Source organism: Nitrospiraceae bacterium (assembly GCA_035623075.1).
Taxonomy (GTDB): Bacteria; Nitrospirota; Nitrospiria; order Nitrospirales; family Nitrospiraceae; genus DASPUC01.
In genome coordinates, this window is the sequence record DASPUC010000011.1 from 1 (window position 1) to 25,978 (window position 25,978).

Annotated in this window: 20 protein-coding genes and 1 tRNA gene; 14 read left to right on the top strand and 7 right to left on the bottom strand. The window is 53.1% G+C overall.

The genetic code is table 11. The features are described 5' to 3' along the window. Positions 1-76: 76 nt before the first annotated feature. A complete protein-coding gene (locus VEI50_02330; GenBank protein ID HXX73943.1) occupies positions 77-448 on the bottom strand; it encodes a hypothetical protein in 372 nt (123 codons plus the stop codon). 143 nt (positions 449-591) lie between these two features. Between VEI50_02330 and VEI50_02335 the strand changes: the two genes are divergently transcribed. Next, a complete protein-coding gene (locus tag VEI50_02335) occupies positions 592-867 on the top strand; it encodes a hypothetical protein (protein ID HXX73944.1) in 276 nt (91 codons plus the stop codon). Between the two features lie 620 nt (positions 868-1,487). On the opposite strand, the gene VEI50_02340 is transcribed toward VEI50_02335, so the two are convergent. The 3 genes from VEI50_02340 to VEI50_02350 are packed head-to-tail and all read right to left on the bottom strand — an operon-like array spanning position 1,488 to position 4,836. After that, positions 1,488-3,188 carry a hypothetical protein gene (locus VEI50_02340; GenBank protein HXX73945.1) on the bottom strand — a complete coding sequence of 567 codons (1,701 nt, stop codon included), beginning with the start codon at positions 3,186-3,188 and terminating at the stop codon, positions 1,488-1,490. A gap of 7 nt (positions 3,189-3,195) precedes the next feature. Next, the gene (locus tag VEI50_02345) at positions 3,196-4,596 is read right to left on the bottom strand and encodes a hypothetical protein (GenBank protein ID HXX73946.1); all 1,401 of its coding nucleotides are present in this window, start codon (positions 4,594-4,596) and stop codon (positions 3,196-3,198) included. 12 nt (positions 4,597-4,608) lie between these two features. Then, the gene (locus tag VEI50_02350) at positions 4,609-4,836 is read right to left on the bottom strand and encodes a hypothetical protein (protein HXX73947.1); all 228 of its coding nucleotides are present in this window, start codon (positions 4,834-4,836) and stop codon (positions 4,609-4,611) included. 946 nt (positions 4,837-5,782) lie between these two features. Between VEI50_02350 and VEI50_02355 the strand changes: the two genes are divergently transcribed. The 8 genes from VEI50_02355 (at position 5,783) to VEI50_02390 (ending at position 13,791) form a co-directional block, all read left to right on the top strand. After that, a complete protein-coding gene (locus tag VEI50_02355; protein ID HXX73948.1) occupies positions 5,783-6,334 on the top strand; it encodes a sigma-70 family RNA polymerase sigma factor in 552 nt (183 codons plus the stop codon). 498 nt (positions 6,335-6,832) lie between these two features. Continuing rightward, entirely contained in the window at positions 6,833-7,852 is a 1,020-nt protein-coding gene (locus tag VEI50_02360) for an AAA family ATPase (protein ID HXX73949.1), read from the top strand. Positions 7,853-8,193: 341 nt separating this feature from the next. Beyond that, positions 8,194-8,526 (top strand): hypothetical protein, encoded by a 333-nt coding sequence (locus tag VEI50_02365; GenBank protein ID HXX73950.1) that lies wholly within the window; start codon positions 8,194-8,196, stop codon positions 8,524-8,526. Between the two features lie 640 nt (positions 8,527-9,166). After that, entirely contained in the window at positions 9,167-10,201 is a 1,035-nt protein-coding gene (locus VEI50_02370) for a site-specific integrase (protein ID HXX73951.1), read from the top strand. Beyond that, positions 10,192-10,268: transfer RNA gene (locus VEI50_02375), tRNA-Pro, on the top strand. The genes VEI50_02370 and VEI50_02375 overlap by 10 nt, the downstream gene beginning before the upstream one ends. A 208-nt stretch (positions 10,269-10,476) precedes the next feature. Beyond that, complete coding sequence (locus tag VEI50_02380) at positions 10,477-11,268, top strand: hypothetical protein (GenBank protein HXX73952.1); 792 nt, start codon at positions 10,477-10,479, stop codon at positions 11,266-11,268. A gap of 547 nt (positions 11,269-11,815) precedes the next feature. Beyond that, positions 11,816-12,499 (top strand): hypothetical protein, encoded by a 684-nt coding sequence (locus tag VEI50_02385; protein HXX73953.1) that lies wholly within the window; start codon positions 11,816-11,818, stop codon positions 12,497-12,499. Between the two features lie 1,058 nt (positions 12,500-13,557). Next, entirely contained in the window at positions 13,558-13,791 is a 234-nt protein-coding gene (locus VEI50_02390; GenBank protein HXX73954.1) for a hypothetical protein, read from the top strand. 31 nt (positions 13,792-13,822) lie between these two features. Here the strand turns inward: VEI50_02390 and VEI50_02395 are convergent, their stop codons facing one another. Beyond that, positions 13,823-15,010 (bottom strand): acetyl-CoA C-acetyltransferase, encoded by a 1,188-nt coding sequence (locus VEI50_02395; protein ID HXX73955.1) that lies wholly within the window; start codon positions 15,008-15,010, stop codon positions 13,823-13,825. A 71-nt stretch (positions 15,011-15,081) separates the two neighbouring features. Next, positions 15,082-16,971 carry an acyl-CoA dehydrogenase family protein gene (locus VEI50_02400; protein HXX73956.1) on the bottom strand — a complete coding sequence of 630 codons (1,890 nt, stop codon included), beginning with the start codon at positions 16,969-16,971 and terminating at the stop codon, positions 15,082-15,084. A 230-nt stretch (positions 16,972-17,201) separates the two neighbouring features. On the opposite strand from VEI50_02400, the gene VEI50_02405 reads away from it, so the two are divergent. From VEI50_02405 to VEI50_02415, 3 genes are read left to right on the top strand one after another with little or no spacing between them, the layout of a single operon-like run. Next, positions 17,202-18,527 carry a thiolase family protein gene (locus VEI50_02405; protein HXX73957.1) on the top strand — a complete coding sequence of 442 codons (1,326 nt, stop codon included), beginning with the start codon at positions 17,202-17,204 and terminating at the stop codon, positions 18,525-18,527. Positions 18,528-18,529: 2 nt separating this feature from the next. Then, on the top strand, positions 18,530-20,683 hold the full coding sequence (locus tag VEI50_02410) for a 3-hydroxyacyl-CoA dehydrogenase NAD-binding domain-containing protein (protein ID HXX73958.1): 2,154 nt from the start codon (positions 18,530-18,532) through the stop codon (positions 20,681-20,683). Between the two features lie 44 nt (positions 20,684-20,727). Continuing rightward, the gene (locus VEI50_02415; protein HXX73959.1) at positions 20,728-22,392 is read left to right on the top strand and encodes a long-chain fatty acid--CoA ligase; all 1,665 of its coding nucleotides are present in this window, start codon (positions 20,728-20,730) and stop codon (positions 22,390-22,392) included. On the opposite strand, the gene VEI50_02420 is transcribed toward VEI50_02415, so the two are convergent. Next, on the bottom strand, positions 22,389-23,564 hold the full coding sequence (locus tag VEI50_02420) for an FAD-dependent oxidoreductase (GenBank protein HXX73960.1): 1,176 nt from the start codon (positions 23,562-23,564) through the stop codon (positions 22,389-22,391). The genes VEI50_02415 and VEI50_02420 overlap by 4 nt on opposite strands. A gap of 140 nt (positions 23,565-23,704) precedes the next feature. Here VEI50_02420 and VEI50_02425 point away from each other — a divergent pair, with 140 nt between their 5' ends. Then, entirely contained in the window at positions 23,705-24,931 is a 1,227-nt protein-coding gene (locus tag VEI50_02425) for a patatin-like phospholipase family protein (protein ID HXX73961.1), read from the top strand. A 40-nt stretch (positions 24,932-24,971) separates the two neighbouring features. Further along, positions 24,972-25,652 (top strand): glycerophosphodiester phosphodiesterase, encoded by a 681-nt coding sequence (locus VEI50_02430; GenBank protein ID HXX73962.1) that lies wholly within the window; start codon positions 24,972-24,974, stop codon positions 25,650-25,652. Positions 25,653-25,978: the final 326 nt, after the last annotated feature.

Consider the following 25,978-nt stretch of genomic DNA (forward strand, 5'->3'; position numbering starts at 1 on the left):
AAGGGGGGAAATGGTTGTATTACGATCTAGAAGATTACGGGCTTGGTAGGTACTCAACCATCTATGGCAGGGATTTCTAAAAAATCCCGTCTCGGTGGGCATCCTGCCAGAACCTTTTAGTAGCCTCTCGAACCACAGGAGAAAGCGGTCCGGGGTGCCACACGCCTATTGCCACATCGTTCATAAACGGCACTACCGGAGCCAGTAGCCACATAAACAGGCTGCTAAGAGCCTTCTCCGTAATATTGTACTGGTACTCTTTTATATCCTTAAAATCCAGAATGATCTGGTAACTCAGAACGTATTCGCGTGTCGTGTAAGCAGGAATCACCGTTGCAGTCGCCAAACTGAGAAATTGAGCGGTGTAATTTTCGGGGGACGATTGCTTCACGGTGACAACGCATACCAACCCCTTACTGGGAATATGTTCGCTATATTCAACCTGCATTCCAGATTCTTGCAGACCTACTCCAACGCCGTTATCGAGTCGGGAGCCAATAGTATCCTGACAAGGCCTAAAGGCGAACCACCCACAGTTACGAATTATGTAATAGTCAGGGATAACGAAATGCATGGGCGGGTCGTACTTTAATGCCAGGTCGTCGCTTCTTTCATCAGACGTTGGCGATGGTCAATCGCTATACCCACTTGCAACCTGGTTATATAGATAAAGCGGTGCGGTTGGTGGAGGTGCGGGGGCCTGGTGACGAGTTCGTGACAACTCCCGGAGAGGAGCAGTCTGAAGAAGACTCAGAAGATATTGAAACTGCTGGAGCCGGCGACTGGAATCGAACCAGCGACCTGCGGTTTACGAATACCAGACCCTGCCGATTGTTTAGATACTCAATCGCCGCGCCAACAGCCTGATTCTGACGAGTTAGATGGGGAGAGCCCGCAACTGGGATTTGCGTAGAGTTGCGCTGAGTGTGAGGCTGTTGTAATGGTGTAATGGTTACAATTACGGTTACACTTGGTCAGTAGAGGGAGGGGCCACGCCTATCAAAGGCGTGGCCCTTTCCGTTGGTTGGGTACTAGCTGGTCGCTAGGCACGTGGGGCCAGGGGTACATTTGCGTGGCCACCCTTGTGTCCATGGGGCCCGAGGCCAGGGTTAAACGCATGACAGTGCCAACAGAACACATGCCTCATGGCTGGGGCTGCATCGCAGTCCACCCTACGACCCTATGACCGATGAAGATTCACCGCGAAAAACTACGACGCCGGAAGAATGAAAAACTTGGTGTTTTGATATTTTTGTTACGACCAACTGCGGCTGAGTTATATTCTGAAGCGGGACCAAAAATGGAAAGTGGAAGTGGGATTACAATACGGGCTCTGGGTACACACCTGACCGTTTCAGACCAAGCCCAGCCATATCGCTCATCCCTTGTCCAAAATCCTAGCTCGAATCCCCTTGGTAGTGCGCTCGATTTATCAAGCATCTCGACGTATACCTTCCGGTGCTTCAGGAAGAAAAGTTAAGGCAGGGCTAGGATGCCGGTAAATAGAATACCCGAACCAAATCCTTGCCAGTCTTCGACTTCAGGTAAACAAATGGCTCGGAATCCGTAGTTGCGGGAGTCGCTGCTGACTCGATTGGCACCTTTATAGCTTCTGCCAGCAAGTTCTCCAACGGGCGTATGGAAAGATCGTAGCCTCCTGATTTACCGGGGAGCTTCACAGCAAACAGTGTGGAGAAGGCATCAGTGTAATCCTCTTTCGACAGGACATCGAAATTTTCGAAATATGCATCGTGCAGACCAATTCTCGAACCATGGTCGCCATGAAGAATGATGATTGAGTCCTCGAAAATGCCTGCAGCCTGCATTCGTTGAAAAAGTTCCTCCAACCTGACATAAAGGCACTGCAACTGCTGGAAATAGAGTCGATATCTCTCCTCCCTTGACTTAATGGTGTTGTCATACCCATTCATTTGGTGGGTTCCCTCGAAGGTTAGGGTCCGGCTCTTGAATTCTTGAAGGGAGGCGTGGGTTGAACAATCCTCTTTGTAAACGTAGGGGAAATGGGGGAGCAAAAGGTGCGCAAACATGACACTCCCTGGTGGCATCGCCAAGATGTCCTCCGAGAGATGTGCTAGGGCTGCCATGGTGTTAGCCGCATACGGCACAACATAGGTGTCCCAAGTCCATGCTGGCAATGGAATTCCCTGGGAAATAAGTCGTGGCTGCATAGATTGATAAAAGGACCGTATACGTTGATATCGAATGGATCGATTCAAGTATCCGGCAAAAATCACCCGGAGTTGATCAGCTACAGGCAGATTGAGGTCCGCGATGACTCCCGTAGCAAGGCCGGCATATTCATGACAGCTGTGCACAAGGATAGGATTGCCTGGGCAAAAGTCAATGGTTCCAGATCCGTGCACGTTAACCTGATAGTGCCTTTGAGAAAGTATCGTAAAATATTTGTTACTCTGAAGCTTAAAAGGAAAGTGAGTGCCCGTGAGGAATGGCCTGTTTTCGGCTTCCGCAGAGAAATTTAAAGCGTTAGGGACGGCGTTATACGTGCTAGCATAATGACTGAATGCCTTGCCATACACATAAAATCCGTATTGCTGATAGAACCCCAGAATTTTGTCTTTAATCGCTTGACCGGATTCGAGTCCAGTCGGGATACCCTCAACTCCGACATGCTCGTCGAGAATAAGATGAATAATCCGGGGAAGAGGACGGTGTGCGGCGTTTGCCGTACTCACAGCAAAGGGAACTTCGGCTTCGCTTCGCATCAAAATCGGCAAAGTAAGTGTGCTCACCAAGCAGGTTGAGAAAACAACCGTCATAATGTGATAAGAATTCTCTTGCCACTTCAGGAAAAGGACAAAGATTCCAAGAAATACAGCAAGCAGGCTGTACTTATTTATTTCGACCATCGTCTGAAACTCAGTATCAATGAAGAGCGTAATGAGTCCCGCGATGATCAACGTGTGCCAGACTCGTGCCCCGGTCATTTTGAGAACGGAAACAAAGGCGGCAAAGAGAAGCATTCCACCGAGCACAATTAAGACAGATGCACGATGGAATGAGAAGGAGTTCGTGGTTAGATAAAATGCGAATGACGTCCAGAGAATAAGGAGTGGCAGCAACAGCTCCTTTATCCACCCTATCAATCGAATGCCCCGCACGTGCTTCGCGCTGGGTTGCAGAGGAAGTGTTTTCTTGTCAGCAGACATTGAGCTTTTACCGCCTGTGGTACCAAAGTAGAAACCGACCGCTCGAGGATACGACGGCGGTCTTGACGATCTCAGCCTTTTTACTGATGATTTGCAGAAAAACCTCAAGCGTATAGTCCGAGAAGATGTCGTCACGTAGGCTAAGTAGGCACTTAACCATCGGATCGCTCTTGGGGATAAATTCAATAATCCCTCTGGGCGCAAGATCAACAATCCAATCCAGCAATTGCCCGAAAGGAATATTGTTCGCAATCACGAGATGATGTACCAAGGCGAGCGCGAGGATGCCATCGGCGGATGCGCGCTCACGCAACCCAGATCTTTCCCGCTCCATCCAACCTTGACTTGGACTGGGATTGGCAATCTCCATAAACAGCGCCTGAAACGGGAGGTGTTCTCTGGAAGCACGTGCAAAGCACGACTCCACAGCTCCATGGTCCGAGTCAAATCCAACTACGTACTCAGCACCTGCTTCCAATGCAGCCGCGGCGTACTCGCCAGTATTGCTGCCGAGATCCCACAACAGTTTCGGTCTCGCTTTGGCTACGAATTCTTGAATAAACTGCCTCTTCAGTTCTGTTTCCCTGGTTGCATAGCCAGATGTTGTCGCATAATTCTGCCAGAGCGTCTTGCCAGTGTCCGCAGGCTCAAGCGAGGTGATCCAATCATGCAATCCGTTCAACATGCGACGGAAGGATGAGAGAGGAAAAGGAGAAGTGGGCAGATCGTCCCTCTTGAGATACATGCGCGCATCGAGGGCCGCTCGTTGGAATATGGCCTGCATGCCGACGTGCGTGAGCACATTCCAATTGAAATAATGTCGCCACTTCAGTAATCGTCGGAAATCACTCACGGGAATCCCTTCCTGCGTCCCCCTATACCAGGCGTTATGGCTAATACCGAACAACGCACGCAGCAGGAGGGGAACCAGGAACTGCTCCGAGAATTGGCGGTGACCTGCCCAAATCTCTCCATTGTAATATTTTCGAAAAGACAAATGATCGATAAAAACAGGTCGTGTCCCCTGAAATTGTACGTTGTAGGCGGAAGCGTCTGAGAGTGTTATACCTTTGTTGAGGGCGGCTAAATTAATCTCCAAGTGTAACAAGGCCGCGGCTTTTAGGGCAGAGAATGACCATTCATATGGAAATGTAACAAAAGGTAACTTAGGGACTTGAATCACATATTTGACATCCTCTTCAACGGGCCCAAGCACCTCTTTGTGGACTTGTTCGGCTGGGAGAATACGTCCGTCCTGTACGAATTGCTGAAGCAGTCCGGTGGATTTCACATACTCAAAATGTACTGCATGGTGTTCCAACACAGTTCTGAATATTTGTCCCTCGATCTCATAGACATGGCCGCTTGGATCACGAAATGACCCAGGTAATGCTTCTATCATTTCCATTGCGCCTTCAGCCTAACCGAAACTACCATTCTCTTTGTTTGGTCCTCTGCGACCGAAAAGGAGATTCATGAAGCGGTGCCAATACAGTTTCAACACGACAAGCATGCCCGCGACACCACCTAACGCCAATTGCACGATCATGCTGCCGCTAGCTGGGTCAATATAGGCCCACGCTGGCTGTGAAGTAGTGAGCGCGCCAAAGAAGACGGCCAGAGACAACCCTGCAGTCACAGGCTTCATTGATGATTTCTCCTTTGTACGGGCTTCAGCCCATCGAGCAACATATATCTCACCCTCCCAATGTAGTGGCAAGATCTAGCTAAAAACGTAAGGCAATATTGATTACAATATTATCTGGCTGGCACAGAATAAAATGCTTCTTCCGGGGGATGGGATATTACTCAAAAGTAAAAACCTTTCTTCTTAAGTAGGACAAAGCCCTTTGTTCATCAGTGATAGCGGGTACGAAAGAATCCGTCCGTAGGAGACGGAAATGCAATGCTCCGTTCGGAACCTAGGGCATTCACCCCGCCAGCTACCTAAAGCAAGAAAGGCAAAATTGCAGTTCGCAGGGAACTATTCCTCTGTTGCATGCTTTGCGGTTTGTGCAGTCTGTTGCTCGTTGGAACTGGCTGGAGTTGGTCGAGCCTGGAACGAATGATGCGGGTCATAACATTGCTAGGTATACGTACTTACTATAGACAGGTCTTGGCCAGGCTTGTCCATTCGGTAAATCGAGAAAATAGTTTTCATTGGCCGGTCGAGGCTCTTGACAAATTCCGGACCGGGAGTTAAATGCAAAACGACACGGGATGCTTCGAAGCCTTGCATGGAGCCAGGGGAGCCTTCCCGTGGATGGTTTGTCTTGATAGCGCGGAGACTCAGCCCTGCTTCCCAGTAGTACTGTAGTCGCACCGCACTAGTACTACTGATAGACCTCGCTCGTAGGATACCTGCGTCCTCTCTCCCTCTATATCTCTATACATACCTAAATATATACCTAGCTCTATACCAGCACCCTACTAGGTAGCTCCCAGGACCCCTCTCTGTATTGAAAGCAAGGCTCCGCGTACACGTACGTGGGGCCTTTGCTTTATTGACAGCTTTTCACATTCATCGTCAAGCACGAGCAGTGCGTGACACACAACCACTGCTACAGCTGTGTAGCAGTAGAGAGGTGGGAGGTATGACATACGCAGAGTTCGAGGCAGCAGTAAAAGAGCATCGCTCAGACTTGGTTCGATTTGCGATCAGCAAGCTTCGCGATGAACCTACAGCTGATGACGTGGTCCAACAGACTCTTCTAGAGTTGTATCAAGAGTGTGGCCAATTTGATGTGGCTGGTCCTGCAAGTGTGAAAACGTGGCTGATGACCCGCCTCAAGTCTCGGTGTGTGGACGAACAACGGCGGAGATTAGAGTGTGCAGTTGAACCAATTCATCTCCATAGCTTCGATGAAGATAATGCAAGAGATTATGAAGATGAACGATACACCGTGGCCGACCTACTGAACGCGATCAGTGAGTGTGAAGCCTATCGCAGGTTACCGGAGGAAATGCGGGGTGTCGTCAAGGCCTGTCTCTTTGAGGGGTGGACGCAAAAGGAAGCTGGAAAGGCCTTAGGGCTGAGCCGCGATCAGGTGGCCCGAAAACTGGCTAGGGCTAAAGCGATTCTGGACAGAGAAGTTGTTAATTTTCAATCGGTTGAGGCTCCGATTATTCAAAGGAGGGTTGGGTGAAAATGTTTTTCTTTCGCCAGCCGCACAAAATATGCGGGCCAAACGGGTAATGTTTTAGAGGCTGGATTTCAGGAACAGGTTCTCCAGTCTAGCTTGGCCGCGTTGCTAGGGGGCAGTCCGACCGGTCTCTACCCCACAAGCTATTCTTCTACCTACTCCTCTGCCTATACGTATACATATACATAGTACCCAGTACATAGGAATATAAGCGTCTTAGCTCCCTCCATAGACCTCTCTCTTTAGTGAAAGCAAGGCCCCGCAGCTCATCCGCGGGGTCTTTGTTTTTTTGACAGGTTGTTCACCTTAATCGCTAGGTACTACGCGTATCTAGCACAACGCTGCTACATATGAGTTAGCAGCAGAAAGGGTTTTGTCATGAGTGTGGCACGATCAACGTCAGTTATAGAACCATGCGCGCCAGGAAGAGGTGAGGTGATTTCGATTCATCCAAGCCCCAAATCTAGTACAGGAAGCTCGGACGGATCGAATCGTATATCCATGCTCAACCCTGTAGACGTGGTTGATCTGTTCAAGGAAGTGGATAGCGAAATCCCTTGGGTATGGGATGGCTATCTTGCAGATGGACGGCTCACGCTCCTAGCCGGACCGCCGAAGGTGGGTAAGACCACGCTCGTGTATCAACTCCTGGCAGCCGTGGCGCTCGGAAAACCGTTTCTAGGGAGAGAAGTCGCGCAGGCAAACGTGCTGATACTGGGCTTAGAAGAACATCCTGGAGACATGATTGACCGACTGCGGACTGTCATCACTGAAGATATGCGTGGTTTAGTGAGGGTGCAGATGGCCCCTTTGCCATACAATGAGTCCGTGTTGAAGGAGCTAGTTACCTACATCGATGAAAATAACATTGGTCTTGTTGTGATCGACACGCTCGTAGCTTGGTGGAAGCTCAAAGACGAAACAGATGCGTCCGAGGTAATCCGCCAAGTATCTCCATTGCTGGATGTCGTACGTAGGACGAATGCTGCCTGGTTAGGACTTGCACATACCAGGAAAGGCGGTGGGGAGCATGGGGAAGAAATAAGAGGGTCCTCCGCTCTACTAGGAATCGTGGATATTGCACTCTCCATGAAGCGCACAGAGGGAGGAGGCTGCCAACGTATGCTGGAGAGCTTCCCCCGATATCGGGAAACGCCTCGTGAACTCCTCATTGAACTGAAGGAAGACGAGTACAGGGTGCTTGGAACTCCTGAAGAGGTATCCATGTCGGTAAAGGCGGAGAAACTCTTTGCTGCGCTAACCGAAAGTGACCAGACGACAGAGGAGTTAATTAAAAAGACCAGCCTTTCCAAGCAGGACTTTTCGAGAGCAGTGAAGAAGTTGGAAGACAAATGTGTCCGTAGCGGGAAGGGATGCAAGGGAGATCCCTACCGCTATCGGCGGAATTCGATTCATCCAGACACCACGCCTGAGGGTGGGTCCTTGGACGAATCGAATCCATCTCAAGAAAAGAGCGCCTCGGAACAGCCGAGCGAGGGTCTCCTCACAGGACAGGAGTAAACGTATAGCAGTACCGTAGCTCAAGAAATTCATATTGACTGATTGAAACCCTAGGGCTACCCCTAGCCTCACGGCGATCGTTGCAAAATCGTGAGCTAGCCCTCGGGTTTTTTGCTTTAGGAGGCATTTATGAAGCACCTGACGGCTATGAAGGCTATACGCGCGAAGTGCCTAGACTGTACTTGCAATCAACCAAAGGAAATCCGTTTATGTCCGGTTACCACTTGTGCACTGTGGCCATACCGGATGGGTAGGCGTCCCAAGAAGGAACTGCCCTGCGGAGCAGCAAGTGAAGGAGAAGTAACTAAGACTCAGGAGGAATCTCTGGTTCAGAGTCATCGGTGAGCTTTGGTGGTTCGCTTGGCAGTGGCTCAGTCCAGGGAACATGGCTGGTGGTGGGTGGAGAGGTTGGCGTCCCTGATCGCTTTGATGCGATGGATGTCTTCCACTTACGCTTGGGCACGGCCTTTTTCGCCTTGCGTGGCTTCCGTGTGACTCTAGCCCGTTTTGCCCTTGCCGTAGTGCGCGCAGTCTTTCTAGGACGCTTAGAGAGCTTGGCTTTGGGTTTACGTCGCTTCGCCATGTGTATTCGTTTAAGGAAGTTGGCTCCGGATGTCAAGCGCGGCTATACGCGGCGGATCAACGTACTAAGTAAAATGAACTTATATAAATAGAAGGAGTAACAAGCAATGCAGCGGCTAATGTCGGTTAAGGACGCAGCAGCTTTTACAGGTTTGTCGCCTCATACCATCTACACGATGGTTAGTCAGAGGCGCATCCCTTACATCAAAGTGGGTCGGTTGGTGAAGTTTGACCAGGCCATGCTCGATGGGTGGCTTAAAAAGAATACCGTTATGCCTATGCCACCGATAGGCAATTGACAGTGTGGTAGTGTATACACTATCATAGTGTTGTGAAGCTGCGGCTTAGGGAGTGGCGAGAGCGACGGAGGTTGAGTCTAAGGCGACTAGGGGCACTATCAGGAGTACATTACGTAACCCTGGTAAACCTTGAAGCTGGCCGATTTGATCCGCAGCTCTCCACGCTCCTGAAGCTGTGCAAGGCGTTACACATCACTCTCAACCAACTTGTAGGGGTGGCCAGGCGGCCACAGAAAGGTAGGTAGTCCGATGGGACTGACTAAACGGAAGGATAGTTACTAACGTTGAGTTCCCGGTTCTGGATGACGGAAAGGTGCTTCGTCTGGCACCGCCGGGGACAGGGAGACTAAGGCGATGGAAGGTAGGTTCACGGAATCGAGGTTATGCAAGAGACCAGAAAGCGGTCATTAAGACAAAGCTTTTGGCTGGTCAAATGCTAAGTCCATCACTGGAACGCGCACAGGCTGTTACATTCTGGGAATGGGCTGAGACCTACCTGGGTCTGGAAGAGGTACGCAAGCTGGCAACGTATGAAGATCGCAAGCTGAAAGTCGGTCATCTGGTTGAGTTCTTCGGTGATCGTCCGTTAGCGTCGATCACATCTGAAGATGTGGCAATCTATCGCGCACAGCGCGTGCGATACCCGATGACCAGGTGTGGTGGCTGTCAGAAGCTCCTTGGGAAAGCAGTGTGTCCGGTTTGTGGGTGGAAGCGACAGGACAGGCCGTTATCTGTGTCAGTGCAAACTGTGAACCACGACCATACCGCGTTAACGCATATGTTCAACGTAGCAAAGAGTCCCCGATTTAAGCTTGTGGTGGACAATCCAGCCTCGCATGTTGAGAAACCGGACCCAAGAAATGAACGTAACAGGATCGTGAGTGCTGAAGAATGGGCACTTCTAAGAAAGACGGGCGCTCCTCATTTACTCCGCTTCCTGACTATTGCCTACATGGTTGGTCCGCGGAAGGGAGAGTTGCTCAAGCTGGAATGGTCAGATGTAGACATGCGGCGACGAGAGTTCACGCTACGCAAGACCAAGAATGGGGAAACGCGGGTGGTACCGATGACGCCTGACGTTTATGAAACATTTGTTGAGTTACACAAGGAACGACGCCTAGACACTAATCGGGTGTTCCTGTATAACGGGAGGCCGTGGAAGAACCCACGAACCGCATTTGCCGCGGCATGTCGAAGGGCGGGGATTACTGGTCTCCGGCTTCATGACCTTCGCCACACGGCAAGCACCAATCTGAGACGGGCAGGGGTGGATACCATGACCGCTATGAAGATCGTCGGCCACAAGTCGGAACAAATGCATCGGCGGTATAATACGATCCAGCCGGAAGACCTCCATGAGGCGGCTCAAAAGCTTCAGAAGTATACGGCTAACACTGTAATAACACTTGCGTCCTCGCCTGCCTCAGGGCAAGTTATAAGTGCTGGTAATTCCAAAGTCGGGGCGTAGCGCAGCCTGGTAGCGCGCCTGCTTTGGGAGCAGGATGTCGGAGGTTCAAATCCTCTCGCCCCGACCAACCAAATCAAGAAGTTAGATTATATAGGCGGTCGAGAACGTAGCCTGGGGTCACAGTTGGGGTCACATTTCGCCTCGCCAGTTCGGTTTAGGGAGCCCATCTAACAGTTCCAGGATCGCCGGGGTCACACCGGCGCGGGTGGGACTCGGCTGCCGATCTAATGGCGGCAGCCGGTGTCCGGCTCGGACGTGCTCAAACAAGGCAGGCCATGACACAAAAGTTTCACGAACGGTTCAACATCCACATCCCGATTGAAGAGGAGAAAAAGAAATTTGTAAATCGAGTTCATAACCAAATCTTAGAGCAATTTTGGTGGGATCTGCACCCAGACGAGCGAAACATTTATGAGGGCAATCTGCTTATGATTCTTGGCATCAAGAACAGGCGTGATGGCACTCCGCTCCATCGCTACATCAGAGAAGAATTTTGGGCCAATGTTAAAGCTGTGGAAGCAATATCCATGATGCTCAAAGGCCATCGGAACGCTGGCTACCTTGAAGCCCTCATTATGCATATTCTCTCCTTATCGGAGGTTGATCTTGGCATCCGCTGGCATGAGGGACAATTCCGTCCCTCGGGATCAGGCATCCTAGATGAAAAACTCGTTAACGATGTACTTGGCTGTCTCCAAGGTGAAAAGTACGACGGTGTCAGAAGTAGCTTTAATAAGGGGCTAGAGCATCTTCTGCACTCGATTGGCAAACCTCAGTTGTTGTCCGATGTCATCACAGACATGTATGAGGCACTAGAGGGGCTGGCGAAAGTTGTGACAGGTCGCGGTGAGAAAGACCTCTCCGGCAATGCTGAGTCGTTCATCAAAGCGGTCGAGGTCTCGGATCTCTATAAACCGATTCTCAAAGAATACGTGGTCTATGGAAACAAAATCCGCCACGCCGGAAAAGATGGGCAGCCGAAACCAGACCTGACGCGGAAGGAAGTCGAGTCATTTGTCTATCTGACTGGTGTCTTCATTCGTCTTGCCTTGATTACCAAGCCCTAAGCATAATTGGCCTCAACTGCCGCCGCGCTGTATAGACTCGTGTGTAGAACGCCGCTACGGTACTGAGTTTCTCGTCGACCTGAGGTAGGAAATACAGGGGAAAGCATCGTACAGACTGAGTGCCGTCGCTCTACGAGGTCGGCACTTGAACCATCGTTCTGCTTAGAAACTCTTCAACTTCCACCACACAGCCTCGTGCATTGCGAACAACCTCTGAGCCGGAGAAGCGGAGTATGGTCACGCCCTGCTTAATGATCGCCCGTTCTCTGACCTTGTCTTTGTGGACCTGCTCCTTCGTCTTCTCGTGGAACTCGTGGCCGTCCAGTTCAATGGCGATCTTGATCCGCTCTAGGGATGGATCGTCTGGAACAATGAGGAAGTCGACTTCGTGGGAGCCTTCAACTGTCTGGACCAGCTCGTGCCTCGGAGGGGTGTCAATTGGGGTCCTCTAGCCGCACCGAGTTACTCTGGCGTAAGATTCATCTGCGTTATGAAGATCGGACCGTCGCCGAACAGAGAATAATCAATCTGCATCCACCGAGTTGTGATGATGCGATCAAGATACTCATGGGCGTTGATCCTATTTGCTTTTGTCTTGGTTCTAACGGGCACCAGCAAAGCGGCAAACGACAATTTTCCCCAAAGTCCGAGTCAGATTAAGCCAGAACAAAAAAAGTCTACTAGCGGTAAGAAGCCGTCCCCAACCTATCTGCGCGGTACCGAAGATAAGCCTGTCTTTATGAAGGGCGAGATCACGACCAAGAGAAGCGAGGAAGATATAGCTACTGATATAAAAGAGCGCGAACACAAAACGGCGCTCGATACGGAACTCGTCGAATACACCAAGCTCTTGGCGTACTGCACGGCCGGATTGATTGTCACAGCTCTGGGTCAAATTGGTCTGTTTCTTTGGCAGTTGCGTTTAATGAGACAAGCTACGACCGATGCCGGCAGTGCTGCTGAAGCGGCTAAAGCATCTGCTGAGGCTGCCATCAAACAAGCTGAATCGATTGTCGCCTCTGATAGAGCTTACGTCAAAATGTCTCATAGCCCACCTGGGAGAGAGGTTTCTCCTGGGCCAAGTAGTAAGTATGGGGTGCAAATTGAGGTGAAGAACCTTGGACGCACTCCGGCAACTGTTACGGGAATGGTTCTCATTCCGCTGGTGCTTCCGAATACGACATCCCTGCCTACCATTCCTGACTATTCCTCCGCTCAAAACAAGAAATAGCATATCTTTCTGTACAAAGGCGATCCATTTTTTCACTGGCAAGAGTTTCCCATAACGATTCGGGATGACGATGAGATTAGACGTGGAACAAAAGTTTGGTACCTGTATGGGTATGTGGATTACATTGACACGTTTCACAAACGACACCGTTCTGGTTATGCGAGAGTCTATCATCCGGACGCTGATGATCGAGGCCGTTATAGGGATGACGAGTCGTTTGCTGAGAGAAGCAACCTCTTTTTTGTCAGTCAGCCAGGTTATAACTACGACTGCCTGCGTCAGCCAGGTGAAGGCAATGATTGGGAGATAACGAACTAACGCTCTGTTGAACGAGCAAGGTGTTGAGCGCGCCAGTGATTCGCTTGTGCCTTATCCGTTCGGTTGATCGTCTTGGGTCAGAGCCATCCGCATTTTCTGGTCACGCTCTCCAATTGATTGGTTTTCAAATAATGAACTTAGACAATCAATAGTTCTTCATCCTACTGAGACTAACGAGGCGAGATAGCCAGAATGTCTGAAGACCTTACACGGCAATTTGAAAATCTATTACGCAAGATTCAACTACTAGAGCGCGTGGAAGAGTCACAATGGAATTGGCGACCGAAGAGGGTAGCACTGGCTCAGCGGCTAACACCTATTGTCATGGTCGCTGGAATTTTGATCTATATCCTTCTCCAGGAAAACCTCACTCGAACAACTTTTATAATCACTGCCCTGGCGGTAGGGGTTTGCATCTGTGTCCTGCTATGGCAGTCATCTATTAAGCGTGACCTAATAAGGACTGCCACCTACAACGATCGTGATCAACTTGAACTATTTCGACTTGGTTTACAATTGGCCCGATCATGCGGCTATGAGGTAATCCTTAGCGATGATCCAGACAGCGCGAGACTAAAGACATCACTGCGGATAGAAGGTGTGGAAAGGCCTTTCATGCAAATCTACATGGGTATATGGAGGCCTTACGATTCCTCCGATGGTTCTGACGTTGAGTCTCAACTAGGGGTTAGAGTTAATTTTGAGCGTGAGACATTGCAGGTTTTGGAACGGAGGTCACCATGAAACCAAAACTTACAGAAGAGAGCCCATCGGAGAAGAAGCTTTCTGATACCACTGGGAAAAAGCTCTGGCAACTGGTACGCCGTTTGGTGTCGACTGACACAACCAGTATCGAACCTGGGTCTGTGACCTTTACGCTGTTGTACCTGCGTGGTTCGTTCCGGTCTATTCGGCAAGGTTTAGGCGACTTTGCTGTGGACAGAACTAGACGGGAACGCGAGCATTCGAGCTAAGCGAGTTCTCGCCAGGTGTTTCCTGCGGGAATTACGATCGTTCCACCACGAATGCGAGGGCTTCGCCCCCTCCAATACAAAGGCTGGCTACCCCTCGTTTGGCACCCCGGGCTTCCATCGCGTGGAGCAAAGTCGTAAGAATTCGGGCGCCGGTGGCGCCGATCGGATGGCCCAGCGCGACCGCTCCACCGTTGACGTTGACCCTCTTTGGGTCGAGCCCGAGTTCACGGTTGATGGCAAGGGAGACGGCTGAGAAGGCTTCGTTGATCTCAAAGAGATCGATGTCGGTGAGCGAGAGGCCAGTTTTCTTGAGCACAAGCTTGATGGCCTCAACCGGTGCAATCGTCAACCATTCAGGCGCAAGGGCTGCTCCGGCATAGCCGACGATGTGGGCCATCGGGGTTAGCCCAAGCTGGGCGGCTTCCTCTTCCGCCATTACCACCAACGCTGCTGCCCCGTCATTACAGGATGGAGAATTGCCCACGGTGAGGACACCGTCTTCCTGGAACACCGGCTTGAGATTGCGCATCTTGCCCAGATCGACTCGATTCGGTTCTTCATCATCCGTAATCGTTACGGGTGTACCCTTCCGTTGGGGTACGTCGACCGGCACGATCTCTCGCTTGAAGGCTCCGGAGGCAATGGCATGCTGAGCTCGACGATAGCTTTCCAAGGCGAAATCGTCGAGTTCACGTCTCGTGAGCCGGTACCTTGCGGCACAGAGTTCACCGGCGTTCCCCATGTGGAAATTGTTGTACACGTCCCACAGCCCGTCTTTAAGGAGGCTGTCCACTATCTCCGCATGGCCAAGCCGATATCCCCGTCTGGCCTTCTCCAGCAAATAAGGCGCGCGGGTCATATTTTCCATGCCGCCTGCCACGATGATTCTTGCTTCCCCGAGCGCGATAGCCTGAGAGGCCATCATCACCGTCTTGATGCCGGACCCGCAGACCTTGTTCACCGTCGTGGCGCCGACGGAGTTGGGAATTCCGGCTCCGATCGATGCCTGCCTGGCCGGTGCTTGGCCGAGCCCGGCGCTGAGCACGCAACCCATCAGGACCTCATCCACCCGCTCAGGCGGTACCTGAATGCGTTTGAGGGCTTCGGCAATGGCGATGCTGCCAAGTTTCGTCGCCGGTACGGAGCTGAATACGCCGTTGAAGCTGCCCATCGGGGTTCGCACCGCGCTGGCAATGACTGCCTGCTGGGACTTGCTCACTGTTGAATCTCCTCTTGTTTCGCTTGGCTTGGCGGAGCTGTATCAATAACTCGAGAGACGTACCATAAGACTTACGTCATGTTACGAGTGGGCTCGACTTTTCTCAAGCAGGGCACAATCCCTTCCTCCAGCCATGCATATTCGCCATTCATGATGGCTTTTGATAGGTGATACACAACGGTATCCTTCTTGTGTCGACGGATTTTCGCGGCGATCGAGGAGGGAGGGCGCAGACGATCCGCCATATCCTGGCAGAAGTAATCGACGAGCGCACGGATCCCGGGCTTGTCTCTCATTTCCGGTTGGGAGGCAAACCAGAGAACCGCGGCCATGGGGAAGAGTAACAGACTGTCATTCACCAAATGCTGCAGCAAGAGTTGCTTATTGTGCAGCTTCTGTCGGTGACGGAGTGTTGCGATGAGGGTTGATCGTGTCAGATTCCGTGAGGAAGACTCGATAAAACGAACCCACCGGGCATAGTCTCTCCCGTATGACGCAGAAGCGGAGCCGGAATGAGCGAAAGTGAGACAGGAGAGGAGCGACATGTGCGCGTAATAAAATGTCGCGGCGATCTTGCGGGAAAGTGATCCTTCGAGAATGGCGAGACCTTGATCGAGATAGGGAGCAAGAGACTCGCGCGCCATCCAGATGCGAAGAATCTCACTCGTTCCCTCCCATACGAGATTAATCCGCGCGTCGCGAAGCATGCGCATCACCGGAATGACCGGTTCGCCGGTCTTCCGCTGGGCCTCGGCGGTCATGAATCCTCGTCCGCCGCGGATCTGGAACAGGTCGTTGACTGCCTCCCAGTACCATTCGCTTCCGATGATTTTGGCGGCCGCCGACTCCAGCCGAAGGTCACCCTTCTTCTTGGCCCATGCTCCGCAGAAGGCCATTACGGCATCGAGCGCCAGCGTATAGGCTGCCACGCGACAGAGTTTTTCTCCGACCAGGTTGTGTTCGCCGATCGGTTTGTTCCATTGGACGCGAGTCTGCCCCCACCAGCGCATCACGGACAGGCACTGCTTGAGGCCTCCCAGACAGGCTGCAGGGAGAGTCAGGCGTCCGACGGTAAGGGTGGCGAGCGCGATCCTCAGGCCGTCCTCTTCGCTGCCGAGGCGATTTTCAATCGGGACGTACACATTGTTGAACCTCGGGATGCCGTTGTAAATACCTCTGACGCCCTCAAATCGCAGACGAGTGACGGAGCATCCCGGCCATTGAGTCTCGACGATGAAGGCTCCATACCGCTTGTGTGCCCGGGGGTCCCGGAGTTCCTCAGGACGATCCACGATTCGTACAATGACGACCAGCATGGACGACAGAAATTCGCCATCGTGCTTCGCGGAATTCGTAATGAAGAATTTTTCTCCTGTGAGGCGGTAGCCGACGGTCTTTCCATTCTCCGCGACACGGATAGCGTACGTGTCCACTTTGGAGATATCGCAGCCAACGTTTCGCTCCGTGAGCGCAAACCCTGAAATCTCCCCCTTTGCCAGCCGTGGAAGATACTTCGTTTTTTGCTCTTCCGTTCCAAAAAGGCGCAGCGGCTCGGGAACGCCGATTGATTGCGCTGCCGACAACAGCACTGTCAGCGAAGCGTCGACGCTTCCGCACAGGGTGGCAACCTTTTGATATTCATATTGAGTGAATTCCTGCCCGCCGAACGATTTGGGGATCTTGATTCCCAGTGCTCCGAGGTGAGCCAAGGTTTTAATAACCGGCTCAGGGAGTTCTCCCTCGCTATCGACCCGTTCGGGATCCAGGGACAGAAGGGTAGGCGTGAGTCGTTCCAGAAAATCTAAGGCCGACGGACTCACCTCCGGGAGGCCGATAGAGGTGAAGAGGTCCCACCGGACATCGGCTTCGAACAAACCCGCAATAAAGCCGGTGTAGGAAGCCTTATCCCGGGCGGCTTCAGCGATCGCCTCGGACCCTTTAAACACATCTGTATGGCCCATGTTGGCCTTTCTTCCTAAGAGGCATCTTCCATTTTGTACCTCGGTGTATCCATGTAACTTTACCACCATTTTAGGGCCGATTATGCCGACTCTGTCTCGTAATGAGAGGGACGCGCTTCCTATCCCCCCTTATGCGGGAGACTCAATACTCCAAGAAACAAGGCAAATCGTCGGCCTCATGGTACGATGTCAGTAGGGCATCATTCAGGATTTCGGACGAGGCGAACATCATGCGTAATGTCGTGGTCGTCGACGGATTTCGTACTCCCTTCTGCAAGGAAGGTACAGATTTTCGCGAGACGGATGCGGAAGTGCTGGGAGCCTGGGTCGTCCGCGAAATGATTGCGCGTTGTCACCGCTGGAATCTCCCTTTGCAGGCGATCGATTGCGTGTTGGGAAGCAATGTCGCGACCCCCATGCATTCAGTAAATCCGACACGGGTCGCGGCCGTCACCGGTGGACTCCCTCCGACGATTCCAGCCGATACAGTGGCCGGCAAAAATTGCGGCTCCGGAGTGACGGCACTCTATTATGCGAGTCTACGCATTCGGAGCGGCGATGCCGACACCGTGCTCGTGATCGGTATGGAAGCGATGAGCCGAATCCCGGTTGTCTATAACCGAACGGTGGCTGACCTTCTCCTCCAATTCGGCAAAGCCAGAAGTCGTCAAGAACGAACCGCCAGCGTGGTTGCCCTTCTTCCCAAGTTGCTAAATCTTAAAAAATATCCGCCTGGAATAGGGCTGATCATGGGCCTCACGGACCCGATGTGCGACCTTATTATGGGACAGACGGCGGAGAATATTGCGAAAGATCCTTCGCTGAGCATCACTCGCGAGGACCAGGACGGGTTTTCCGTTCGATCGCACAGGCTGGCGGCGCAAGCATGGAAAGGCGGACTCTTTGCCGAGGAAGTTGTGCCCATGTTTGTCTCAGAGAGCAACGCCTACATTGAGCGAGACAACGGATTTCGGGAGGATGCCGATCAACAGATGTTTCACGATGTGAAGTCTGTCTTCGATAAGCGCCACGGTTCGGTGACGCCGGCCAATTCCTCGCAAATCACCGACGCAGCTGCGGCCATGCTCCTCATGGAGGAAGAGAAGGCCAAATCCCTTGGGCTGCCGATCCTCGGATATGTAAAAGACTACGCCGACTTCGGGTATGAGCCAGCCTATATGGGCCTCGCCCCAGTCGGGGCCATCGCCAAGGTCCTGTCGAAGGCTCGCTTGACCCTCAAGGACTTTGCAGTCTGTGAAATCAACGAAGCCTTTGCGTCCGTGGTATTGGGGATCACTCGCATTCTGGACTCATCGTCTCTCATGGAGCGCAAGTTTGGCCGCTATGGATGGACTGAACGTCTCGGCGAAATCCCAATCGACGATCTCAATCCGCATGGCGGGGCTATCGCCCTCGGTCATCCGGTCGGTGTTTCCGGTCTACGGTTGGCCACGACCTCCTTGTTTGAGCTCAAACGGCGGCATGCGGAGCGGGCATTGATCAGTATGTGTGTCGGGGGCGGACAGGGTGTGGCGATGATCTTGGAGAGGAAATAGAGATGTCAGGCGAATTCAGGCATTTCAAGACCACAGTCGCTGACGGGGGAATTCTCCTTGCAGGTTTTGATTACGCGGGTAAGTCGGTCAATGTGCTCAATGGTGAGAGCCTCTCTGAATGGCAGGAGATCGTCCGGTTTGCGCAACATTCCACCGCCGTCAAAGGCGTGGTGCTGACGAGCCTGAAAGAAGGAAATTTCTGTGCCGGAGCCGATTTGGAACAGATGCATGACGCACAGCAGCGCCATTCCTTTCAGGAGTTAGAGCAACTGGTCATTACTGCCCACAGAGTCTTTGGCGAAATGGAGCGCTCGCCAAAACCTTTTGTCGCCGCGGTGGAAGGCGCCTGTCTGGGCGGAGGGCTCGAACTGGCGCTGGCCTGCCATGCGCGGCTTGCCAGTGCTCATGGGAGGACCTGCTTTGCCCTGCCGGAGGTCAAGCTTGGTATTCTGCCCGGATTTGGGGGTACGCAGCGCCTTCCACGGTTAATCGGCTTACCGGCGGCTTTGGACATGATCGCAACGGGAAAGACAATTTTCCCTCGGCAGGCTTTGAAAATAGGCCTTGCGGAAGCAATGGTGACGTCTATCCCCTCTACGGTTCGAACCCTTGAGGAGGTTGCGAAAGAAACCCTCGTTCACGTCGCCATTGCGCGGGCCTGTGAACTTGGGTCGACTCCTCTTCGACCACGGCAGCTCCGGGCTAACGAGAGGCTCTTCAGCGTCCCAGTGATTCGTTCGCTGGTGTGTCGCTATGCGCGACGTCAGGTCATCAAGCGAGTCAGGCATTTTTATCCCGCTCCGCTTCGTGCCATCGATGCAGTGGAGAAGGGGATGCATCTGAGTGTCTTGGAGGGATCACTAAAAGTCGAGAAGCCGCTCTTGCTGGACCTTATGGCCGGCCCGATCTCTGTACACCTCGTTGGTCTGTTCCTGAGAGGCGAGGAGGTGAAACGGAGGGTTGCTCCCGTTCCGGAGGCTGTGACTCGCATTGGTGTGCTGGGAGCCGGCTTGATGGGCTCCCAAATCGCCGGGCAGCTCGCCGAAAAAGGGTATTCGACCGTGCTGCGGGATGTGGCGTCGAACATTCTCGCGACGGCGATGGGCAGGATCCATCAAGGGCAGGCTGTCCAGGTGCGTAAGCGGATCATCCTTCCTTCCGAGCTGCGCTATCGAATGATGCGGATTACACCAACCACTGACCTCAGGGATGTAAGCGTTGCCTCTCTTGTGATCGAGGCGGTGTCGGAGAAACTGGACGTGAAACGGGCGGTGCTTGCGGAGTTTGAGTCCGAGGCACGACCCGACGCGATATTTGCCACCAACACGTCATCGTACACCTTGGCCGACATTGCCGTGAAGGCTGCTCATCCTGAACGGTGTGTCGGACTCCACTTCTTCAATCCTGTCGCCAAAATGCAGTTGGTGGAGGTGGTGCGAGCGCCCTTCACATCCGACAGGGTTTTGGCGCAGGCCTGCATTGTGGCGAAGCGCCTGGGCAAGTTTCCGCTGGTGGTGCGTGACGGACCAGGATTCCTCGTTAACAGAATCCTCTCACGCTATTTGGCAGAGGCCGTGATCATGGTGGGAGAGGGTATCTCTCTTCGGCGCATTGACGCGATCGCCAAAAACTTTGGCATGGCAGTGGACAGCGGGCATCCGATGGGTCCTCTCGAACTCGTCGACCTGATCGGACTTCCGGTCGCCATGCATGTCCTGACTTCGCTCGCCGCGTTAGGATCTCGAATAGAATCCCGCGACGCGCTGCTGCGGAATTTCCTTTCCGCCAAGAAGCCGGTGACATTTTGGAAGTCAGGTAAAGAGAATGCGCAGGCGCTTGAACTCATTGCACACTATCGTCGTACAGAGTCTTCGGCGGTTGATTCCGTCTCCGACGACATCCTTCAGCAGCGCTTATTTCTTCCCATGGTTGACGAAGCGGTGCGCTGTCTGCACGACAAGATTGTGGAGCATCCCTGGCAGGTTGATTTTGCTCTCACGTATGGGATTGGGTTTCCCGCGTTCCGTGGAGGTCTGCTTACATGGGCTCGCCAGACCATGACACCTGGACAGATAGCCCAGGCATTGGAAGCGCTGGCGATCAAGTACGGCAAACGGTTTGAGCCTTGTCCGAGTCTCTTGAGCGGTGGGTGGTAGTGGTGAGAGGGTGTTGAGTTAACTCGCTCCAAGCGGAGTGCTGCATGCGTGAACAACCGTGGTTCTTACATTATCCCGAGGGAGTCCCCCACGAGCTCTCGCTTTACTCCGAGACGCTCCTATCGATGTTGTCCCGGAGCGCGAAACGGTTTTCACGCCGGCCGGCTCTCTACTTCTTCGGCAAGACGCTCTCATATCAGGAATGTTACTCGCTCGTGGAGCGATTTGCCTGCGGGCTGGCGGCGTTGGGAGTTCGGAAGGGTGATCGCGTTGCCCTCTGTCTTCCAAATTCTCCGCAGGCAGTCATCGCCTACTTCGGCATATTAAGGGCGGGGGGCATCGTCGTGGCCTGCAACCCCACCTATACGGAACACGAGCTGTCGCACCAGCTGCGAGATGCGGGGGCGCGAGTGATCGTAGTTCTCGACTTGATGTACCAGAAAATCCAGCAGCTGGACCTGGACCTGATCATCGTCACCCGGATCACCGATTTCATGACGACGATCGCGAAGTATATCTATCGACATCGCAACGGCCAACCGCCTCCTGAGATCCCGGCGAAGGATACGACGCTGTTTTTCCACGATGTGCTGGATCGCGTGACCCCCGTCGCGCCGAAGGACCTTCCGGTCGTGACGCCGGACGATATCGCGCTCCTTCAATATACAGGGGGCACCACCGGCATATCCAAAGGAGCGGAGCTGCGTCACCGCAATCTGACGGCCAACATTCAGCAACTCATCAGCTGGTTTGCGCCCGCCGAACGAGTGGAGAGCTTTCTCGCGGCGCTGCCTCTCTTTCATGTGTTTGGAATGACGGTCACGCAAAATATCTGCCTGGCCGTCGGAGGGTGTATGGTGCTAGTCCCTGACCCTCGGAACATGTCTGTTCTGCTGACGATTCTTCGCAAGAAGCAACCCACCGTGATCACACTTGTTCCTGCTCTTGTGCGAAAGCTTCTCGACCATTGTGATGCGAACGATTTCAAGGCGACGAGATTTGTAATTTGCGGGGGAGCCGCGCTGCCCTATGAACTCCTGAAAACATTCAAAGAAAAGACTGGCCACATGATTGTTGAAGGATACGGCCTCTCAGAAGCCTCACCGGTGACGCACTGCAATATTCCCCGCGGTCTCTCGGTCAAGCGGTCTATCGGATTGCCGATCGCAAACACTGAGGCAAAAATCGTCGACGAGACGGGTCGTGAAGTCCCGGTTGGCGAGGTCGGTGAACTCTGGGTGCGGGGTCCACAAGTGATGCAGGGGTACTGGAACAATCCTGTGGAAACAGCGAACGTGCTGAAGCCCGAGGGATGGCTCGCGACCGGCGACGTCGCGCGCGCCGATCCAGATGGCTTCTTCTACATCGTGGATCGCAAGAAGAATATGATTCTGTCAACCTCCGGCTTTAATGTGTACCCAGCCGAGATTGAGCAGGTGCTCGCTCTTCATCCGCATGTCAGTGAGGCGGCCGTCATCGGAGTGCAGCTCAGGGACGGGTGCGAATCGATTAAGGCGTTTGTTGTCATCACGGTTGAACACGTCTCTGCGGACGACCTCCTCGCACATTGCCGACGTTACCTGGCATCCTACAAGGTTCCTAAGAAGATTGAGTTCCGCAAGGAACTACCCAGATCGATTCTTGGAAAGACACTGCACCGGGTGTTGCGCGTTGAAGAAACGGAGCGACTCTCCCTTCAACGTTCCTAGGCGTCACAGGGGGAAGGACGGGGGCCAACCGGGCGAAAACGTCCCTGAACGCAAGGCAGGTCGCCAACATATCGAGCCAGCGCCAACGCGGCAGAGAGTCCGGGCGATTCAATGCCTACCAGATTGATGAGCGGCGGGTCTTTCCTGTCTACGGAGACAATGAAGTCGCTCTTGCGCTGATCTTCTTTCACAACACAAGGCCGGATTCCGGAATAAGCCCACCGAAGATCGCCTTCTTCCAGGGCCGGAAGGAATTTCTTCAAGGCGTCGAGGAACACGCCCGGCGGTGTCTTGCGCGACGTATAGTCCGTTTTATTGTGGATTGCCACCTCGTTGGGTCCCAGGAACACCTGTCCATTCGGACGGGGGCCGAAATGAATCCCCTTGCCGGTTGCTTGAGGAGGTAGGGCAGGGTACACCAAACGGTTAATAAGGTGCTTTTTCTCTGCGGTGACCACCTCGTAGTACTCACCCCGCAGGGGGCTGATGGTATACTTATTATTATGTAGGGCAAGAGTGGCAACATCGTCGGCATGGAGGCCTGCAGCATTGATTAAGCACGTAGCACGGATTTGCTGATGATCGGTGGTGACGATGTAGGAAGCCGCCTCTTCATCGATGCCGATCACTCGGTTAGTGAAAAGATACTCGGCACCAGTAGCTTCCGAGTCGGTCTTGAGTGATTGCACAAAGGCGAGCGAATCGATGACACAGACGCTTGGAATGACAATGCCACAGCAGGCACGAAGATGGGGTTCCCACGTCTGTAATCCCGACGGCGTCACAAACGACATCCGGATTTTGGTCTTCCAGGCGTTGATCCACAGACGCCGGAGCATGGACATCTCACGCCAGAGACCTCGGCGGATATCCTCGCGCGAAATGGCGATGACCATGCCTGTTTGGAGCAGGGGGATGTTGTGCTGTAACGCGTATGACACCGTCGATGCGCTTCCCTCTCGTGCCAATAGGGCCTTCAATGAACGGGGATGTTCGTGGATTCCACTATGGAGCACACCGCTGTTGCGCCCGCTGGTCTCTTCTCCCACCCGCGCGCGTTGTTCCAGTACGGCGATGCGGAGCGGAGCGGTCCACTGCCGCCGCCCTAACTCTCGGGCAATGGCGCATCCGACGACCCCGGCTCCTACAATGCAGACATCGTACGAGTTCATTGGGTGGGGTCCCTTCTGTCCGGACACTGGCCGAGCAAGCTATGCGCTGGGCGTTTTAGCGCACCCACGTCGTTGGCAACATCGTGTAGCCGTCTTGGCACCCTATAGGTGTTCTGGGTATGCAAAGCTGGGGAATTCGCATGTCTGATCATCTGTCGAACAAATACGGGAAGATTCTGTTCGTCTTTTGCGGCGGTGGGTGTAAGGCTGTCATCCAGGCGGCTGCGGCTGCAGAATTGGTCAATGCCGGCTTGATACCAGCCCACATCATGAGTTCCTCAGCTGGAACCTGCAATGCTCTCGGCTTCGTCGAGAATCCCGGAGTAGTCGGAGCCGAGAAAACTCTCCGCATCTGGGAAGAATATATCACCTCTCCGGAGGCGATCTACGAAGTCCACCCGTTCCTCCGCGAGAAATTGGCACGTCTCTTAGGGGTTGTACCACGGGTGACTCAGGGCTGGGGGCCGAGCGGATCGATACTCCACGATCTGAGGAGGGCACTCAAGTTTCTGCCGCTGGTCCTATCCTTTTGTGTGCGCATGCCGTTCCGCGTAGCGGGTCGCACCGTGAGTCTTATATTTCGCCTCATGGACACATTTGAATCCCAGCACAAGTCATTCCGGCGGCTCGTGCAGGCGCCTGAAGTCCAAGAAGCGTTCGACGAAGTGGATAAATATTTTGAATTCAAGAGGATGAAGGCCTTCCTGGATCCATTCCCGCTTTTAGCGAGACTCGGTGAGCAGATTGACCTGCAGAAGGTGCTCGCAAGCCCCACCGTGTGGCATATCCTGACTGAACGGTATGAAGATGGAGCGACCGTGATCTTTTCAAACAAGGACCGAGATCTCGCGATGGATGAATCTGAAGACGCGCGGATCCAGAAATCCAAACATGATGTCTTCTTTAAGCGTATCCGCGCCTCCATGGCTTTGTACCCTTTGTTTGAGATGGTTGAAATAGACGGCTACCGATACCTCGATGCTGATCTCGCCAATCCCCTCCCGGTTGAAGAGGCTCTCAGCCTCGGATGCGATACGGTGTTCATCTTTCTCAACGTTCCGAGGAAGAGTGTTCGTGTTGACCCACACCCCTTGCGGGATCTTCTCGAGTTAAACGACCTGCTACGATTGAATGAGCGATACATCCACCACCGCCTCACGGAAGCACAGATGAAAGCCAAGGAGATGGGAGTCAATCTTTTTGTCATCCGCCCAGACGCGATCCCTCCTGGCCTCGGATTGCTGGAGATTGATGGCAAGGTGATCGAATTGGTGAAGAATTACGAGCGAAAACGGATGAAGGAATATCTCGAACATTTGGACGCACACAACCTCCGATTTGCGCCATCCATTAGCGCTGATTCCTAACTCCAACCACTTCTGTCTTCGCATTGATTCCGGAGATCCCATGCCTCGTGTGGTGAGAATCGGCCATCGTGGAGCTGCTGGTCATGCTCCGGAAAACACGTTGGCCGCGATTCAAAGAGGGATCGAATTGCAAGTCGACTTTGTGGAGATTGACGTGCGCTGCACGGCAGACGGGATCCTAGTGGCTCTTCATGATGCGACAATCAGTCGAACAACCAACGGAAAAGGACGAGTCGACTCCTTGTCACTGCGGGAAGTACAGGCGTTCAACGCGGGGAATGGTGAACACGTTCCAACGCTTGATGAAGTGCTCAAGGCGGCTTCCGGTAAAACAGGTCTGATGTTAGAACTCAAGGTCGAAGGAGTGGCGCAGCAGACTGTCGACGCGGTCCGCGAGGCTGGATTCAGCTACCCGGTAATCTATGCCTCTTTCCTGCACGGCGAACTGACCCAAGTTCGATCGGTCGATCCAGAGGCGGCACTCATGGTGCTGTTCAGTCGGCTACCCCGGGCACCGGTTGCTCGTGCAAGGGAATATAGATCCGCATACGTCGGTCTTCGGCATGACACGGTCACCCGCCGCCTGGTCGATGCCTTCCACCAGGAGAACCTGCTCGTGTGGGTCTATACGGCAGACAGCATCAGCGAGATCCAGCGCGCATTAGCGCTCGGCGTTGACGGTGTGATTTCGAACTTTCCGGACCGCATCGGGAGACAATAGTTCGCCTTTGTCGTTCTCCATCCTACCCAAGCCCCCTCGGCGGCGGCGTCAAGAAGAGTTTTGGCGAGTGTAATGCTCTTCTGAATGTTGCTAGACAACGCTGTGAAGTTTTGATGAAGGTGATTATCTTTCCACGATCGGTGCGGTACGCCCGCGCGAAGTTGCAGACTAGACGACCTTGGTCAAAGGTAATTATCCGACTCGTTGGCGAGAGGTTTCGCTCAACACACACAGCGTGAAAAACGAACAAGGCTCCTCGGAGTAACTGTCACTCTCAACATTGATCTGTGCGGAAGGCTATATCGATACAATTAAGCGGCGCTCTG

Excerpts from the sequence above, each read along its gene's own strand:
- VEI50_02410 (HXX73958.1), top strand. The coding sequence starts at position 18,530 with ATGTCAGGCGAATTCAGGCATTTCAAGACCACAGTCGCTGACGGGGGA.
- VEI50_02390 (HXX73954.1), top strand. The coding sequence starts at position 13,558 with ATGAAACCAAAACTTACAGAAGAGAGCCCATCGGAGAAGAAGCTTTCT.
- VEI50_02405 (HXX73957.1), top strand. The coding sequence starts at position 17,202 with ATGCGTAATGTCGTGGTCGTCGACGGATTTCGTACTCCCTTCTGCAAG.
- VEI50_02340 (HXX73945.1), bottom strand. The coding sequence starts at position 3,188 with ATGTCTGCTGACAAGAAAACACTTCCTCTGCAACCCAGCGCGAAGCAC.
- VEI50_02350 (HXX73947.1), bottom strand. The coding sequence starts at position 4,836 with ATGAAGCCTGTGACTGCAGGGTTGTCTCTGGCCGTCTTCTTTGGCGCG.
- VEI50_02400 (HXX73956.1), bottom strand. The coding sequence starts at position 16,971 with ATGGGCCATACAGATGTGTTTAAAGGGTCCGAGGCGATCGCTGAAGCC.
- VEI50_02380 (HXX73952.1), top strand. The coding sequence starts at position 10,477 with ATGACACAAAAGTTTCACGAACGGTTCAACATCCACATCCCGATTGAA.
- VEI50_02385 (HXX73953.1), top strand. The coding sequence starts at position 11,816 with ATGATGCGATCAAGATACTCATGGGCGTTGATCCTATTTGCTTTTGTC.
- VEI50_02335 (HXX73944.1), top strand. The coding sequence starts at position 592 with ATGCCAGGTCGTCGCTTCTTTCATCAGACGTTGGCGATGGTCAATCGC.
- VEI50_02370 (HXX73951.1), top strand. The coding sequence starts at position 9,167 with ATGCTAAGTCCATCACTGGAACGCGCACAGGCTGTTACATTCTGGGAA.
- VEI50_02430 (HXX73962.1), top strand. The coding sequence starts at position 24,972 with ATGCCTCGTGTGGTGAGAATCGGCCATCGTGGAGCTGCTGGTCATGCT.
- VEI50_02425 (HXX73961.1), top strand. The coding sequence starts at position 23,705 with ATGTCTGATCATCTGTCGAACAAATACGGGAAGATTCTGTTCGTCTTT.
- VEI50_02355 (HXX73948.1), top strand. The coding sequence starts at position 5,783 with ATGACATACGCAGAGTTCGAGGCAGCAGTAAAAGAGCATCGCTCAGAC.
- VEI50_02415 (HXX73959.1), top strand. The coding sequence starts at position 20,728 with ATGCGTGAACAACCGTGGTTCTTACATTATCCCGAGGGAGTCCCCCAC.
- VEI50_02360 (HXX73949.1), top strand. The coding sequence starts at position 6,833 with ATGCTCAACCCTGTAGACGTGGTTGATCTGTTCAAGGAAGTGGATAGC.
- VEI50_02345 (HXX73946.1), bottom strand. The coding sequence starts at position 4,596 with ATGGAAATGATAGAAGCATTACCTGGGTCATTTCGTGATCCAAGCGGC.
- VEI50_02330 (HXX73943.1), bottom strand. The coding sequence starts at position 448 with ATGCAGGTTGAATATAGCGAACATATTCCCAGTAAGGGGTTGGTATGC.
- VEI50_02420 (HXX73960.1), bottom strand. The coding sequence starts at position 23,564 with ATGAACTCGTACGATGTCTGCATTGTAGGAGCCGGGGTCGTCGGATGC.